The sequence below is a fragment of the Alkalihalobacterium alkalinitrilicum genome (assembly GCF_002019605.1).
Classification (GTDB): Bacteria; Bacillota; Bacilli; order Bacillales; family Bacillaceae_F; genus Alkalihalobacterium; species Alkalihalobacterium alkalinitrilicum.
Genome location: NZ_KV917368.1, coordinates 1644962 through 1661568, shown reverse-complemented (window position 1 = coordinate 1661568; position 16607 = coordinate 1644962). Strand labels below are relative to the sequence as shown.

Below are 16607 nucleotides of genomic sequence, written 5' to 3'. Positions count from 1 at the left end.
CCTTATTTGTGATTTCGACAGAACATGACTATAATAGGGAAAGACTATAATGTAGGTGATTGAAATGGATAAAGTAACGTTAATTGCAACAGCGACAATGGGTCTTGAAGCGCTTGTAGCAAAAGAAGTTAGAGATTTGGGATACGAAGATGTAACCGTTGAAAATGGACGTATTATATATACAGCTGATCCGATGGCAATTTGTCGTTCAAACTTATGGCTTAGAACGGCTGATCGAATTAAGGTAAGAATCGGAGAATTTAACGCCCTTAGCTTTGAAGAGTTATTCGAAAAAACGAAAGCACTTCCATGGGCTGACTTTATTCCGATTAATGCTGAATTCCCAGTTATTGGGAAATCAGTAAAATCTAAATTGTTCAGTGTATCAGACTGTCAAGCGATTGTAAAAAAAGCGGTTGTAGAAAGTTTAAAGAAAAAGTATCGTACGGATTGGTTTAAGGAAGATGGACCTCTCTACCGAATCGAGGTAGCGCTTCATAAAGATGTCGCCACTTTAACAATTGATGCGAGTGGTGACGGCTTACATAAACGAGGATATCGTTATCGTTCTAACCAAGCTCCATTAAAGGAAACACTTGCATCTGCACTTATCATGTTGACGAATTGGAAACCAGACAAGCCTTTAATCGATCCATTCTGCGGTTCAGGTACGTTACCAATTGAGGCTGCGATGATCGGACAAAATATAGCTCCAGGATTTATGAGGAAGTTCGCGTCAGAACAATGGTCTTGGATTGGGAAAGAAATGTGGGACCAAGCAAGAATGGAAGTAGAAGACTTGGCGAAATATGACCAAGAATTGGATATACTTGGAACTGACATTGACCATCGCATGATTGAATTATCCGAGCATAATGCAGCTGAGGCTGGGTTTACGAATATTATTCGTTTTAAACAGATGCAGGTGACAGACTTAAGATCAAAAAGAGAATACGGATGCGTAATTGCTAATCCTCCATACGGTGAGCGATTAGGAGAAAAAGAACAAGTCGCACAGTTGTATAAGGAGATGGGGAAAATCTTTCAAGAATATATCCCTACATGGTCAATTTATGTTTTGACTTCTAATGAGCAATTTGAAGAATTATATGGGAAAAAAGCAACGAAAAAACGGAAGTTATATAACGGGAAAATTCGAACAGATCTTTATCAATATTGGGGCCCAAGGCCACCAAGAGTGATCGATACAACAAATGATTAATTGGTGCTTATAATTCGAATTTTCAAATTGCCGCATTTCTTCAATTGAGGGAATGTGGTTTTTCTAAAAATAGATAGGTAAATTTTAACTAAAGCATCGTAATAATCATAGGTCAGATGGTTTGGTGTTACACTGGAACACCTCAAAGATTAACCATAATACTGAATATTTTATGTTTTAATCGCATACAATAACACTATATGAACGAAAGGTGGAATATTGTATGTCAGAGCCGTATAACGATTTAAAACAAGTGGAGATGGCAATTAAAGCTGCAGAGCGTATGGTTGGACAAGCAACTATGAGTATGGATGAAGACCAGTTGCAGGCAGCGACTGAAGCAGTTCAACAAGCAAAGAAGCAATACTATACTGCGGCATCTCATCAAACGGGAGTTGACGAACGTTTCTTTGAAATTTCATCAGAGTTGATTGAGCGTATTGATCATCAACTAGAAGAAGCGAAAAAATAAGGCAAGGGGCGATTTTAGCGCTCCTTTTTATAAAATCTAAATATATAAAGAGGCTGACTCGTAGCTTATGTATTGCCTTCATTATCATAATACAGTTGTTTACGTTTATGATTCGAGGTGGTTTTCAATAAGCAATAGAGTCAGTCACTTTTTACTGTTCAGGATGATAGATGTCTTCAAATTGTGGATTATTGAAAATCATCATATTTAGATCTTCATTATAATCAATCGTCATACCGTTAAAATACCAGGTGTCATCTCCGTTTATAAAAAATGTAACACCCTCTATTTCAATCTGAAAAGAATTATGATCTGGTTCTTCTATAATAACACCAACTGAAAAACCACCTGAGCCAACCCCCCCAACTCGTACAAAAAGTCGTAATGATTGATGTTTTTCTGTTAGAACTTCATGTTTGTAAAAACGTGCCGCTTTTGGTGTAATTGTTACATTCATTGTGTACCCCCTTTACTTATATTTGCTCATCATATCAAATTTATTTGTCGAGTGAAAATAGTTAACATTTGCTAAAAGAAATTTTATAATAAAAGTGTATTTCATTATTCGAAATATTTTTATCAAAGAGAGGATGCATAGGCATGTCAAAAGGTCATAAAGAAATGGAAAAAGATTTTTTAGAATACGTTAAAAAAATGGAAAACTTTAGTGAGGCTCGATCCTTAATGTTCTGGGACTTAAGGACAGGTGCACCGAGAAAAGGAGTTGAGCAACGTTCTGAAGTTATCGGGATGCTATCAACAGAAATCTTTAATATGTCGACATCTGGTCAGATGAAAGAATACATAGATGCACTTAGTGAGAGTTCAGATGTAACCGAAATTACTAAGAAAACAATTGAAGAATGCAAAAAAAATTATGACCGTAATAAAAAAATTCCAGAAAAAGAATATAAGGAATATGTCATTTTAGAATCTAAATCGGAAGCAGTTTGGGAGCAGGCAAAAGAAAAATCAGATTTTGCGATGTTTCACCCGTATTTAGAAAAAATTGTGGATACGAAAAAACGCTTTTTAGAGTATTGGGGTTATGAAGGTCATAAATATAACACATTACTCGATGATTATGAGCCTGGTATTACAGTAGAAATTTTAGATGATGTATTCGGAAATCTTAGGAAAGAATTAGTTCCTCTTGTTCAAGCTGTAAAAGACTCAAGTCATCAGCCGAAGACAGACTTTTTGTTTGAACAATTTCCGAAAGAAAAACAACGTCAATTAAGCTTAGAAATTCTTAAAAACTTAGGCTATGATTTTGATTCTGGTCGCCTAGATGAAACCGTTCATCCTTTTGCGATTAGCTTAAATTCAAATGATGTTCGTGTTACAACAAAGTACGACGAAAAAGATTTCCGTACGGCGATTTTTGGAACTATTCATGAATGCGGCCATGCAGTATATGAACAAAACATTTCAAAAGATTTAGTTGGTACTCCTCTATGTGATGGAACTTCGATGGGAATTCACGAATCGCAGTCTTTATTTTTTGAAAACATGATTGGGCGCCATCCTTCTTTCTGGAAAGCAAATTATCCGTTATTGCAAAAATATTCAAATGGACAATTTGATAACGTTACTTTAGAAGATTTTTATAAGGCAATTAATGTCGCGGGCCCATCGCTTATTAGAATCGAAGCAGATGAAATGACATACGCGCTTCATGTTATCGTTCGATATGAAATTGAAAAAGGATTATTTAGTGATGAAATAGAAGTTAAGGACCTCCCACACATTTGGAACGAAAAGATGGAAGAATATTTAGGTGTATGTCCTTCTAATGATGCAGAAGGAGTTTTACAGGATGTTCATTGGTCTGGTGGGGCATTTGGTTATTTCCCTTCCTATGCATTAGGATATATTTATTCAGCACAAATGAAAGCTGCGATGGATAAAGATCTTCCTAATTACAGTGATCTTTTAGCTAGGAATAACATTGAACCGATCAAGGAATGGTTAACTAAAAATGTTCATCAGTATGGTAAAATGAAAAAACCGGTTGAAATATTAAAGGATATTACTGGTGAAGGCATAAATTCTAGTTACCTTGTGAATTACTTACGTAAAAAGTATGGAGAAATTTATCAGTTCTAAAGGTGAAAAGAGGAGGCTGGTTAATCATATTAGCTAGCCTCTAAAAAAATGAAGGGGATGAAGGAAGTTATGAATGAAACGATAGAAAGAATATTAAATCACAAATCAATTCGAAAATTTGAAGATCGTGAGTTAACGAGTGAACAGATAAAAACGATTGTACAATGTGGGCAAGCAGCTTCGACGTCTAGTTTTGTACAAGCTTATTCTATAATTGGTGTAAAAAATAAAGAAAATAAAGAAAAGCTAGCCGAGCTAGCTGGGAATCAAATGTATGTTGTGAAAAATGGTCATTTTTTTGTTTTTTGTGCGGATCTTCATCGTCATGAACTCATTAGTAAAATTGAAGGGAAAGATTTAACTGATCCACTAGAAAGTACGGAAACTTTCATGGTTTCTCTCATTGATACAGCTCTAGCAGCTCAAAATGCAGTTGTAGCTGCGGAATCAATGGGACTAGGAGTATGTTACATTGGTGGTATTCGAAATAATTTAGAAGAAGTTTGTAGAATTTTAAATGTCCCAAAGAAAGTTATACCTTTATTTGGACTAGCTGTAGGATATCCAGATCAAGCACCTGATGTGAAACCTCGTTTACCTTTTGCTAATATTTATCATGAAGAAGGATATATCGAAAACGAAGAAGAAATTAAGAAACAGTTATCGGATTATAATGAAATTATATCTGCCTATTATGAAGAACGATCAGGTGGCGATAGGAACGATACATGGACAGAACAGATAGCAGATATGTTATTGAAAAAACAACGTCAATACATGAAGGGATTTGTTGAAGGGAAGAACTTTTCAATAAAATAAAATGGTTAATTATTAAAGGTGGAGTCAGTCCAAGGTGTATTACAGGCTCTTTTTTTTCATAAAAATGTTTTACTACTTGCTATAGAATTTAAACTATAAGAAACGATATCATCGTTTCTTATAGTTATAAAAATCATTAGGAACTCTTAATAAAAAATCCCTATCTTCAAAATTCGACAAATTAATTTAAAAAAGTTGTTAACAAAATAAAAACTTTCTGTTACAATTTACGTACATTGAATAAATGATACAAAATTTTCGTGAATACGTATTCACAAATTAAAGAATTACCGTTGGGAAAAAGAGGGATACAATGATTTCATCGAAAGAAGTTGCCAAATTAGCAGGGGTGTCCCAAGCTACAGTATCGAGAGTGTTAAATGGAGCTCAAAACGTTCGAAAAGAAACGAAAGAAAAAGTAGAAAAAGCGATAGCTGAACTCCATTATCGTCCAAACATGATTGCTAGAAGTCTAGTTATGCAAAAAACAAAGACGATTGCATTGATCTCAGGTGATTTAGAAAATGCATTTTATTCTGAGATAACTACTGCAATTATTAATCTAGCGACAAAAAAGGGCTATAACACAATGGTTTATTTTGATAATCAGCCGAATCGAGAAGAAATCTATGAACATATCGTTAGTAATCATGTGGCGGGAATTATCCAGTCTTCAATTAATCTAGATGAACCCATGTACGATTTCTTTTCAGAAAGTGGTACACCATACATTCAAATTAATCGTAAACACAAAAATGCTGGGAATTACGTTATCTTAAACAACGTGAAAGCAGGTCAGTTAGCAATGGACCACCTACTCCAATTAGGGCATGAGCATATTGGAATCATAATGGGTCCGACAAATGTTTCAACATTCCTTGATAGACAAGAAGGATGTTTCCAAGCACTTCAGGATAAAGGGAAAGAAATGGATCAGCGGTTTTTAAAGATTGTTGATACAACAACAAAAGATATAGAAATGGCTATGTACGACTTACTTAGTATCCAACCCCACCCAACCGCTGTACTATGTGCTACTGATCAAATGGCTTTAACGGCAATGGATGTCATTTTAAAAATGGGGAAAAGAATACCTGAAGACATTAGCTTAATTGGTTTTGACGATATAACGCTTTCAAGTCATCATGCCATACAGTTAACAAGTGTTGCTCATAACATTCAGCAAATGGGAGAAATTGCAGTTAACAGCCTTATTCATATTATTGAAGGAAATATAGAGAGAGAAAACTATCAACAAATTAAACTAGAACCTCATTTAGCGGTACGAAAAACAACATGTTCACCGAAAAGTTAACTTACTTTTGAAGAAATGAATACGTATACAGAGCAAAGGGAAGGGAATAAACTTCATTTTAAAACAAAAATCTCCCGATATATGAATACGTATACAAAAAATAAAAATTTTATTACTTTAAGGAGGTGGTTCCAGGTAATAGCTAAGTATATTTCTAGAAATAATAACGTTTATTAAACCGTAATCAAAACAAATAAATTTTATGGGGGAAAAGAGAATGAAGAAACAATTTTTATTACTCGTTGCTACGGCGGTATTATTAGTCGTATTAGCTGGCTGTGGAACAAGTTCAGGAGGAGCTGGCGGTGATAACGTAGAAATCGTCCTTTCACATACAGCAGCACCAGGTACACCGATTTTCTTAACGTATGAGAAGTTTAAAGAAGAGGTTGAAGAGCGTTCGGAAGGTGAAGTTACAGTGCGTATTCACCACAGTGCAACTTTAGCTGGGGATACACAAGGAATTGAAATGTTAAAAAACAATACATTAGATGTTGCATCAGCAGCAACAAACAATATGGCACCGTTCACTGATTTATTTTTAGTATTTGATTTACCTTACATGTTTGAAGATGTTTATGCTACACATAAAGTTTTATCAGGTGAAATTGGTCAAGAGTTTAGAGAAATGTCTAGAGAAGATTTAGGTTTAGAACTTTTATTTTTCTTAGACCCTGGTACACATCGCCACGTAATGAATACGGAGCGCGAAGTTAAAGTTCCTAATGATTTAAATGGTTTGCGTTTTCGTTCAGCTGAAAGTCCAATTGAAATGGCTTATGTTGAGTCTTTAGGAGCGATTGCAACACCGATCACTTGGGTAGAAGTATATTCAGCATTAGAGCAAGGTGTAGTTAATGGATTAGTACAACAACCTCACTGGGCAGTAACAGCTAACTTACACGAAGTTATTCGACACGTAACAGAAACAGGTGGAATTCATGCCCTTCATATGGCATTCATGAACCCAAATACATTTGATGGTTTAACAGAAGAACACCAACAAATCGTGCGAGATGCAGCACTTGCAGCACAAGAGTTTAACTTTGAACAAGCACCAGAGTTTGCTGATGAGTTAAAACAAGAAATGATTGATGAAGGTGTTACGTTCTACACACCAACTGAAGAAGAGCAACAATTATGGGTTGAAACTTCAGTGAAAATCTGGGATCAATTCACAGATAAAGTAGATCAAGATTTAATTGAGCGTATTCAAGCGGCTCAACAATAATTGAAAGTCGAGATGGAGGCTTAAAGCAATAAAACATACCGTTTTAAGCCTCTTTCTTTTTTGAAAGGAGTTGAATGTCTTGCTAGAACAACTAGATAAAAACTTAGAAAGAGTAAGTAATACTCTTAATCAATATTCTAAGATTGCACTCGGTGTAATCGTTGGCTCAATGTTTTTAGCAGTCATTCTTCAAGTGGCATTAAGATATCTATTTAATACTGGCTTGAATTGGCCAGAAGAATTTACAACGTTCTTAATGGCATGGATGACGTTCTTAGGCTCAGCAATTGCTGTAAAACAATTAGAGCATATTAATATTGATATGTTTGTTGAAAAACTTTCTATTCGTGGACAGGAAATTCTTCGTTTCATCACGAAGTTAATCATGTTAGGATTTATCCTTTTATTAACCTATGTAGGTTTCAGATTTGCATTTAATAGTATGAATTTTACTTCCAATGCACTTGGTATTCCATTATTTTGGCCGAGATTAAGTATTGCATTCGCAGGCTCACTTATGATCATCCATATGTTACATTTCATTGTTCGTGACATTAAGGAGGTGATCGTAAAATGATATTTTGGCTTATTATACCTTTCTTAATTTCTTTAATAATTGGTATACCCATTTCCTTTAGTTTAGGAGTGGCCATTGTCGTCTTTATGATCGCTACTGCTAAATTACCTTTTGAAGTATTTGTACAAACGCTTTACAACCCGACCGAGTCATTCCCGATGATGGCGATTCCGTTTTTCATATTAGCTGGTGAGTTGATGAGCCGTTCTGGAATTACAGATCGATTGATCAATTTTGCTAAGTTTTTTATGGGACGTTTCCGTGGTGGGTTAGCCCACGTTACGGTCGTATCGGGTGCTGGATTTGCAGGTCTTTCAGGTTCAGCTGTTGCTGAAACAGCTGCATTAGGGAAGACACTTGGACCAGCGATGAAGAAAGAAGGCTATAAAAAGAGCTTTACAGCAGCTCTTATTGCAAGTGCAGGGGTAATGGCACCAGTTATTCCACCGAGTGTCATCATGATCCTGTACGGAGCGCAGATGAATGTTTCCATCGGTGCAATGTTTATGGCAGGTATTGTTCCTGGACTAGTTATCGCAGCATTATTAATGATCGTATCTTATGTTGTTGCAGTAAAAAATAACTACCCAACTTCAAAAATGCCATTTACTTGGAAAGGATTTTTTGATGTAACATTAGCTGCTTCTTTAGCATTTGTAATGCCAATTATTATTGTTATTGGTATTCGTGGTGGTATTTTTACACCTACAGAGGGTGGTGCGGTTGCAGCCGCATATGCGTTTTTAGTAGGTGGGTTAATTTACCGTAGTTTAACAGTAAAAGATATTTTTGATAGTTTAATTCGTACAGGTACGATTTCTGCAGTTATTCTACTAGTAGTAGCGATGTCAGCGCCATTTGGCTGGATCATGGCTTACTTTGGAATTCCACAAGCTTTCGCAGATTCGATCTTGTCCATTACTGAAAGCCCAATTATTATTCTATTACTAATGATCTTATTATTAATGTTTATCGGTATGTTCTTAGAAGGTGCTGCGATCGTTATGTTACTCGGACCAGTGCTTGCCCCAGTTGCTATTGCTATTGGTATGGATCCAGTTCACTTTGCGATTGTTATGGTTGTTGCAATTGCAATTGGAATGGCGACTCCGCCAGTTGGGGTTAACTTATTTGTTACCGTTCCAATACTCGGTACATCGATGGAAAAAGCGAGTAAAGCAGTACTACCTTTTATTATTACACTATTTGTTGCGCTACTCATTATTGCCTTTATTCCAGAGATCGTTTTATGGCTCCCAAACATGTTTAGATGATGACTTTATTGTATGAATACGTATACAGTGTTAATTAGTATTTAAATGTAAATATAAGATTTTACATCAAGGGGGGCTTGACCCCCTATTGATGGACGTTTCACTTTTTAGGAGGAGATATCATGGTAAATACACCGTTACATTTCGGTTCATTAATTAATGGCGAAGAATTAAAGGGTTCAGGTAGAAAAAGTTTAGAAGTGAAAAGCCCGTTTGATGGAAATGTTGTTGGAACAATCGACTTAGCTACGAATGAAGATATTGAACTAGCATTATCTACAGCACATAATGTTTTCCGTAATACAATGAAAAAGCTTCCTGCTCATCAACGTGCAGATATTTTAAGAAAAACAGGCGACCTTCTTACAGAAAGAACAGAAGAATTTGCACAAGTTTTGGCATTAGAAGCAGGTAAACCGATCCGTGATGCTCGAGGTGAAGTAGGGCGTGCCGTTCAAGTTCTTAAATTTGCAGCGGATGAAGCAAAGAAAATTGAAGGTGAACTCGTTCAAATGGATGGTGCTGTTGGTGGTGAGAACCGTATTGGTATGGTTCGCCGTAATCCAATTGGTGTTGTTGTTGCAATTACTCCATTCAACTTCCCATTAAACTTAGCACTTCATAAACTAGGTCCAGCATTCGCTGCGGGGAATACAGTTGTATTAAAACCAGCAGAAAAAACACCGTTCACTTCATTTATGTTAGCGAAGCTATTTGAAGAAGCTGGCCTTCCTAAAGGTGCGCTAAACCTTGTAATGGGAATTGGCTCTGAGATGGGTGAAAAGCTTGTAACCGACGACCGTGTGAGCAAGATTACGTTTACAGGTAGTCCAACAGTAGGAAAAATCATAAAAAAACAAGCTGGACTTAAAAAAGTAACGTTAGAGTTAGGTTCAAATTCTCCTAATATAATCTTTAATGATGGTGATATTGAAACAGCGGCTACAAGCTTAGTAAAAGGTGCATTTGCTTTTGCAGGTCAAGTTTGTATTTCTGCTCAGCGTATTTACGTTCAAAAAGATATATATCAACAATTTGTAGATCTATTTGTACCACAAGTAAAAGCATTAAAAATTGGAAATCCGACAGATGAAACAACAGATATCGGTCCTATGATTACTGAAGAAGCTGCAAAACGTGCAGAAGAGTGGGTAGATGAAGCACAAGTTCAAGGAGCTACGCTATTAACAGGCGGAAAACGCACAGGTAATCTCTTCGAACCAACTGTACTAGTTAACGTTGAGCCGCAAATGAAAGTCGTTTGCCAAGAGGTATTTGCTCCAATCGTTTCCATTATTCCGTTTGAAACAGAAGAGGATGTCATTGGTTTTGCAAATGATTCGGATTTCGGTCTTCAAGCAGGTGTATTTACAAAAGACATTAATCGCGCGATGCGTTTAGCGGATGAATTAGAAACTGGCGGGGTTTGGATTAACGAAATGTCTACGTACCGTCAAGACAACTATCCTTATGGTGGCGTAAAGCTAAGTGGAGTTGGTAAAGAAGGCGTAAAATACGCGGTTCAAGATATGACAGAAATTAAGTTTGTTGGCATTAAATTAGGCTAATTTAGTAGTAAAGACGAGATTAAGAGAGAGAGAACAATCATAGATTAGGATAGGAGATGTCGAAGATATGAACGTTTCAATTTTTCAAACCGCAGGTCAATTGATCACTGGAAGTGGTTCAGTCGCTAAAGTTGGTGAAGAAGTTGCAAAACTAGGTGGAAAAAAGGTCTTAATCATTACCGATAAAATTATTAGAGAAACAGGATTAGTTAATAAAGTCATAGAGCCATTACAAGAGCAAGCTCTTACAGTAGACATCATTGATGATGTTATTCCTGAACCTCCATTTGAAATTTTAGAAGAAATGGCTGCGAAAATTATCGACAAAGGCTACGATGTATTTGTTGGTGTAGGTGGCGGAAGTGCACTTGACGTTACAAAACTATTAGCTGTTATGATGACGAATACGGATGATGTTCGTGACTTAGTTGGGATCGACAATATTAAAAATCCAGGATTACCATTCATTTTAATCCCAACAACTTCAGGTACTGGTTCTGAAGTAACATATAATGCAATTTTTACAGATAATCGTGATAAGGTAAAAAAAGGAATCGTAAGTACTTACTTATTACCAAACATTGCAATTGTTGATGCGGAATTGACATTAACAGTACCGCCAGCTGTCACTGCTGCAACTGGTATGGACGCGCTCGTTCATGCGGTCGAGTCTTACACAGCAATCCGTGCAAATGAGTTAACAGATGGTATTGCACTTCAAGCCATTAATTTAATTTCACGCTCACTGCGTACAGCTGTTCATAACGGTCGTGACTTAAAAGCACGTGAAGATATGGCAATGGGAAGTTTACTTGCAGGAATTTCATTAGGTAATGCTGGAGTTGGTGCGGTTCACGCATTAGCATATCCATTAGGTGGAAAGTTTAAAGTACCACACGGTGTCGCTAACTCGTTATTATTACCATACGTTATGAAATACAACGTAGTAGCGAACTTAGAAAAATTTGCAGAAGTAGCTAAAGCAATGGGAGAAAATGTAGAAGGCTTATCAACAAGAGATGCTGCGGAATTGGCAGTACATGCAATGGCAACTCTTTCTCAGGATGTTGGCATTCCGACTTCAATTAAAGAAGTAGGTGTATCTGCAGAAGATATCCCTTCACTTGCTGAAGAAGCAAGCAAGATTGACCGTCTATTAAGCAATAACCCTCGTGCCTTAAATGTAAAAGATATTGAAAAGATTTACACAGAAGCATATGGGGAAACAAAAGTAGCTCTAGAAGTTTAATATTTATAAAAACCGTAATCAATCCAAAGAAGGATTCGATTACGGTTTTTTCTAGTATTGTGTTTTTCTTTTGCTTTTGAAAATGAGAACGGTAATAAGTATTCTTCACATTAAAGAAGTGTCTTAAACTTTGGCTCTAAAATATATGTTGGGGTTTTAAAAAATTGAGCATATAAAAACACGCAAGCTCCAAAATCCTTTAGACTTGAATTGTCGAGAAACAAGAAAAAGGATAGGAGTTGCGTTCATATGCATTTTATCATGAATTTCCCTAGTTTAGAAGAATTGACTGTAACCAAAACAGAAGTAGTGGCAGATTCGTTCCATATCCACGTAGAGATGGAACGTAAAACACATCGTTGTCCCGTTTGTGAGGGGAAAACGAAGCGTGTTCATGACTATCGAATTCAAAAGATCCAACATTTGAAAATGTTTGAAAGAAACACATACTTGTTTTATAGAAAGCGACGCTATATGTGTTCCTGTGGAAAGAGGTTTCCTGAAAAGACGAATGTGGTAGAAAGGTATCAGCGCCATACTGTGGAATGGAATCAAGCCTTGGGACTCCGTGTCATTCAGGGTAAGAACTTCAAAGATACAGCTAGACAGTTTCGTACATCTCCAACCACTGTAATAAGACGATTTGATATGATCTCCACTCCGATGTTTAAGGAGGTGGAGGAATTACCAGGAGTGATTGCGATTGACGAGTATAAGGGAGACACAAACAAAGGGAAATACCAGGTCATCATAGCGGATGGGAAGACAGGAGAGCCACTGGACATCCTTCCAGATCGTTCGGTAAAAACCGTTAAAGCCTACCTACGAAAAAAAGGTACCCATGTAAAAATGGTAGTGATGGATATGAGTTATTCATTTAAGTCAGCTGTTGAAAAAGCGCTTGGTAGCCCTGTGATTATTGCGGATCGTTTCCACTTCTGTCGCTATATTTATTGGGCATTAGATCGTGTGCGAAGAAGAGTTCAAAAAGACTTTCATGAGTACGACCGAAAAAAGTGTAAGCGTATGAAGCATGTTTTTAATAAACGTCATGAAGAATTAACAGAAAAGTAGCGCTGGTATTTGGAAAGGTATTTAGATCTCTCCAGTGAATTGAGGAGAGCTTATAAGCTGAAGGAAGCCTTTCGTTCTTGGTTTGATGAGGCAAAACAGATTGGTTCCAAAGAAGGTTTAATAGTAAAACAACACCTTCACAACTTCTATCATCTGGTTGAAAAATCAGGAATGAAGGAGTTTATGAAAGCAATTGAAACGTTCAAAAACTGGGAGGTTGAAATCCTTAATAGTTTTACTTTCGGTTATACCAATGGACCAATTGAGGGGCTTAATAACCAAACGAAAGTCATAAAACGGAATGCATTCGGATTTAAGCGATATGACAGATTGAGAATGCGTGTGTTATTACACCATCAATTAAAAGAAAAGACAATTCAGGTAGGATAAAGGGGCAGGAGAATAATTCTCCAACCCCAACATTTGACTTAGAACCTAAACTTTTTAAACTTAACTCCACAGTTGCATAATGTACTATGTTTTAATTGTTTCACTTCCGATTGACATTTGGGACAAACAGGTTGGTTATGCATCAAAGGCTCCACCTTTTCTTATAAATTTAGTTTCAAAATACATATAATTTATCGATATGAAATGGTAAGATTAGCAATACAAATAGAATGATATATATCTGTTAATATTTATATAATACCAGGTTTTAAAAAATAATCAATATCTATTTATAGTTATTACAAATAGATAAAGGGGTGTGACATTGGACCATTATAAACACGGATTATCTTCAATATTTTGGGGATTATTACTAGTGTTTTTAAATTTTGATATAAACGGAGTTTCAATTTTACCGAATTTTATTGGATATCTTCTTGTTTTATCAGGGCTTCGGGAAGTATTAAAGGAAGATATAGGTGTTAAGTCTATCATACCTTGGACGAATGTCCTTATTGTAATTTCAGCCATCTCTTGGTTTACGTCCTTCATCAGAACAGACCATTTGCCTGGAATGACACAACAGGTGGGGTTCATAACAGTTGATTTACCCGTGATGAATTGGTTTTTTATTACGGATGAAATTGAAAAGGTGATTACCCTTCTTTTCGTCGTGTTATTAATGAATTATTTTATCCATCTTATTCAAAAATCGAGCGAGACTGAGTGGGTTATAATCTTTAAAAGGCGGAAAAATTTTTATATCATTATTAATGTATTAATGCTATTCGGATTACCGTTTTTTATTATGTTTCCAGCTTGGTTCGGTATCGTATTTTCGGTCCTACTACTTCTCGGGTTTATTGCCTTTATTAAAGTTATAATGACAGCCTATCGAATGAAAAAACTATTCGAGAACGATGAGATGATAGAACAAGATAAAGGGGGAAAAGAGGACTTTTCTCAGAAACCATGTTTCATTCAAAGAAAAAAGTTAACAATCGCTGCATTTTGTATCCTTATCCTATCTTGGGCAGGAAGTATAGCTTGGATTGAGCAATGGCATTTAGAAGAACCTTTGCTTTTACCAGCCTATATTGCAACTATTGGAGACGACCATTCGAATGTATACTATTTGCATAATGGAAGAGCTGAACAAGATGGATTTTTTATGAATCACTTCTATCATTTTCAATCGAATACCGTTTTTGTTGATAGCTATTTTTCTATTGATCAATTGTACTTCCCTCCAGAAGATATAAGTAGCTTAAGAGGTCTTTCTCAAGGAGAGTTAATTCTTTATGATGGTACTGTATTAAAAAACAACGAGCAACTGTATATAATAGATTTACCCAAGTTGGATACTGATCCGTTTGAATATTTAAAGTTACAAACAGGAACTGGTAATCCAGATGGCTATATTCTAACTTTTAAAGTCCAGAAACCATTTAAGATGATTGATGAGCTTGCATTACCGTTTACAAAACAATTACAAGACTATTTTACGTATAGCTGGCAAGTAGAGAGTGCAGAAGAAACCGAGAGAAGCAACAAAGAATACAATGAAGGCGATGTTATTACATTTTCCATTTCACCAAAAGATAACGAAAACTATATTCAATTGGCAACTTTCCAAGCACCGATTCGAATTATTGTTGATGGAGGTGATGGGGAAGAAGTGATGGATGTTGGTTGGGTTGAACATTATCCTAGTTATGATTTTAATGCTATCCAGGAGTACGTACGGAAATTTAGAGAATAGGGATTACAAGAAGACAAATTAAAAAGTTCTCAATGAACATAACCTTTGCCTTGATCATCTTCATTCGTTGTTTGACCAATACCTTCTTCTGAGATTTTCAATTGAAATTTCTCATATAAATACATCCCAAACATTTCAAAACGCTCATCATCAGATAATTCATGGATTAACTTTTCAATACCAGCTTCACTAATTTCTTGGAGGATGCCATCTATGATAATTAGGGCATCTTCCTCATCACCAGTAAGATGGTTCTTATACATTGTATATAGATCGTCAACGAATTTCATATAAATCTCCCTCAAATTTAATGATTTCTATCACCTTTCTATTGTTTCATGCTTCCGTATTTTTAATACGCAAAAATCTGGTGGAAATGATAAAAAAGCGACAATCCTAAATGGGGAAGTCGCCTTTCTTCTCTCAACTAACTTGTTTATTTCAACCAACTATCACTTTGATATCACATTGCTATTAGTTGCTAGTCCTTCGTTTATTTTCATTAATTGTTTTAACTTTGCCCACTGGATGAGGTTGAAGTGCCAGTAATAGTAGTAGAAACCGCAGCGATCATTGCTGCTTGCTGAGCTTGCATCAGCGCTTCAAATGTTGTGAATATGCCTGTTTCTAATATCATTGATTCCTTCATTTTATCTGTCATTAAAAAGTTGACTGCTATGATAAAATTCATATCTTTGTACAATTTTAGTGACTTTTCTTTATTTAGTTTATTTTCTAATTGGAGTATTAAATCGATGTGATGTTTACCGTCTTCAAGTAATCCAAGTAATCCAACTTCAGGGTAATGCATCGACTTTAAATTTTTTCGATTTTGTTTTAATAATTCGAAAAGGCTTACTGCACGATTGCTTAGGATGTTTGGGTCAGTTTCGTGCTGGAGTGAAAGAATATGGCTAAGAAACTGTAGGTCATTTCCTTTTTTAAATCCATTTTTTGAAAGTCGGTCATAATAAGTTGCTGTTAGCTCCAAGAGTTTTGGAATATCAGTGTCAACTTTGGCTAGTAAAACAGCTAAAGGATAGTCAACTGTTGAAGTAAGAAAATAATGTTGAGCTTTCATGCCTTTATAAATGGTTAATGCCCGTTCAATACTATCTTTGTGGTCACTTTCATCAGGATCATTTGTTAACAATACCATAGCTGCAATATATGAAAAGGCTCCTCTATTGAAGCCACCACGAACTAAATTTTCGTATAGCTCGATAAAGTCATGGAACTTTTCTTTTGGGTTTTCAAAACGAACACTAAGCAGGGCAGCAATGGTAAAGCGTTGATAAGATTTCAGCGTAGAAAGCATACCTACCTGATTTTTGATGTATTCACTTAATTCAATGAAATGTGGAATATTCAAAGTTTTATTATTAACAACATAAATAGAGGTGACCATCATCAGAATACGATCTGAAACTCTCCACTTTAACTCTTTTTTTAATTGTTCATATCCATCTATATATTGGTCTGCTTTTTGTTGTAATTGCTCTGGTAACATCGTATCACTTCTTTCATTAGACTTACTACTTTATG

General features: G+C 35.9%; 14 protein-coding genes and 1 pseudogene. 12 read left to right on the top strand and 3 right to left on the bottom strand.

All coding sequences use genetic code 11. The features are described 5' to 3' along the window. The first annotated feature begins 64 nt into the window (after positions 1-64). Positions 65-1222 carry a THUMP domain-containing class I SAM-dependent RNA methyltransferase gene (locus BK574_RS07780; RefSeq protein WP_078428189.1) on the top strand — a complete coding sequence of 386 codons (1158 nt, stop codon included), beginning with the start codon at positions 65-67 and terminating at the stop codon, positions 1220-1222. A 223-nt stretch (positions 1223-1445) separates the two neighbouring features. Then, complete coding sequence (locus BK574_RS07775; RefSeq protein WP_075388511.1) at positions 1446-1694, top strand: DUF2564 family protein; 249 nt, start codon at positions 1446-1448, stop codon at positions 1692-1694. A 151-nt stretch (positions 1695-1845) separates the two neighbouring features. Here BK574_RS07775 and BK574_RS07770 read toward each other — a convergent pair whose 3' ends face one another. Then, positions 1846-2151, bottom strand: a complete 306-nt coding sequence (locus BK574_RS07770) for an iron-sulfur cluster biosynthesis family protein (protein ID WP_075388510.1) — start codon at positions 2149-2151, stop codon at positions 1846-1848. 143 nt (positions 2152-2294) lie between these two features. Between BK574_RS07770 and BK574_RS07765 the strand changes: the two genes are divergently transcribed. From BK574_RS07765 to BK574_RS07720, 10 genes and pseudogenes are all read left to right on the top strand, one after another. Then, complete coding sequence (locus BK574_RS07765; RefSeq protein WP_078428188.1) at positions 2295-3803, top strand: carboxypeptidase M32; 1509 nt, start codon at positions 2295-2297, stop codon at positions 3801-3803. Between the two features lie 69 nt (positions 3804-3872). Next, positions 3873-4622, top strand: a complete 750-nt coding sequence (gene nfsA, locus BK574_RS07760; protein ID WP_078430800.1) for an oxygen-insensitive NADPH nitroreductase — start codon at positions 3873-3875, stop codon at positions 4620-4622. A gap of 313 nt (positions 4623-4935) precedes the next feature. Further along, positions 4936-5937 carry a LacI family DNA-binding transcriptional regulator gene (locus tag BK574_RS07755; protein WP_075388508.1) on the top strand — a complete coding sequence of 334 codons (1002 nt, stop codon included), beginning with the start codon at positions 4936-4938 and terminating at the stop codon, positions 5935-5937. A 217-nt stretch (positions 5938-6154) separates the two neighbouring features. Then, positions 6155-7168, top strand: coding sequence for a TRAP transporter substrate-binding protein (locus BK574_RS07750; protein WP_075388507.1), 1014 nt, complete (start codon positions 6155-6157; stop codon positions 7166-7168). Positions 7169-7247: 79 nt separating this feature from the next. Then, positions 7248-7745, top strand: a complete 498-nt coding sequence (locus BK574_RS07745) for a TRAP transporter small permease (RefSeq protein WP_075388506.1) — start codon at positions 7248-7250, stop codon at positions 7743-7745. Continuing rightward, positions 7742-9019 (top strand): TRAP transporter large permease, encoded by a 1278-nt coding sequence (locus BK574_RS07740; RefSeq protein ID WP_075388505.1) that lies wholly within the window; start codon positions 7742-7744, stop codon positions 9017-9019. Before BK574_RS07745 ends, BK574_RS07740 begins: the two co-directional genes overlap by 4 nt. A 122-nt stretch (positions 9020-9141) precedes the next feature. Then, a complete protein-coding gene (locus BK574_RS07735) occupies positions 9142-10587 on the top strand; it encodes an aldehyde dehydrogenase family protein (RefSeq protein ID WP_078428187.1) in 1446 nt (481 codons plus the stop codon). A 67-nt stretch (positions 10588-10654) separates the two neighbouring features. Next, a complete protein-coding gene (locus BK574_RS07730; protein WP_078428186.1) occupies positions 10655-11836 on the top strand; it encodes an iron-containing alcohol dehydrogenase in 1182 nt (393 codons plus the stop codon). 249 nt (positions 11837-12085) lie between these two features. Further along, a pseudogene (locus BK574_RS07725) lies at positions 12086-13300 on the top strand (ISL3 family transposase). Positions 13301-13625: 325 nt separating this feature from the next. Continuing rightward, positions 13626-15062, top strand: coding sequence for a hypothetical protein (locus tag BK574_RS07720; RefSeq protein WP_078428185.1), 1437 nt, complete (start codon positions 13626-13628; stop codon positions 15060-15062). Between the two features lie 29 nt (positions 15063-15091). Here the strand turns inward: BK574_RS07720 and BK574_RS07715 are convergent, their stop codons facing one another. Both BK574_RS07715 and BK574_RS07710 read right to left on the bottom strand, forming a co-directional pair. After that, entirely contained in the window at positions 15092-15352 is a 261-nt protein-coding gene (locus tag BK574_RS07715) for a DUF6154 family protein (protein WP_078428184.1), read from the bottom strand. Positions 15353-15573: 221 nt separating this feature from the next. Next, on the bottom strand, positions 15574-16572 hold the full coding sequence (locus BK574_RS07710) for a DUF4003 family protein (RefSeq protein WP_075388918.1): 999 nt from the start codon (positions 16570-16572) through the stop codon (positions 15574-15576). Between the last annotated feature and the right edge of the window lie 35 nt (positions 16573-16607).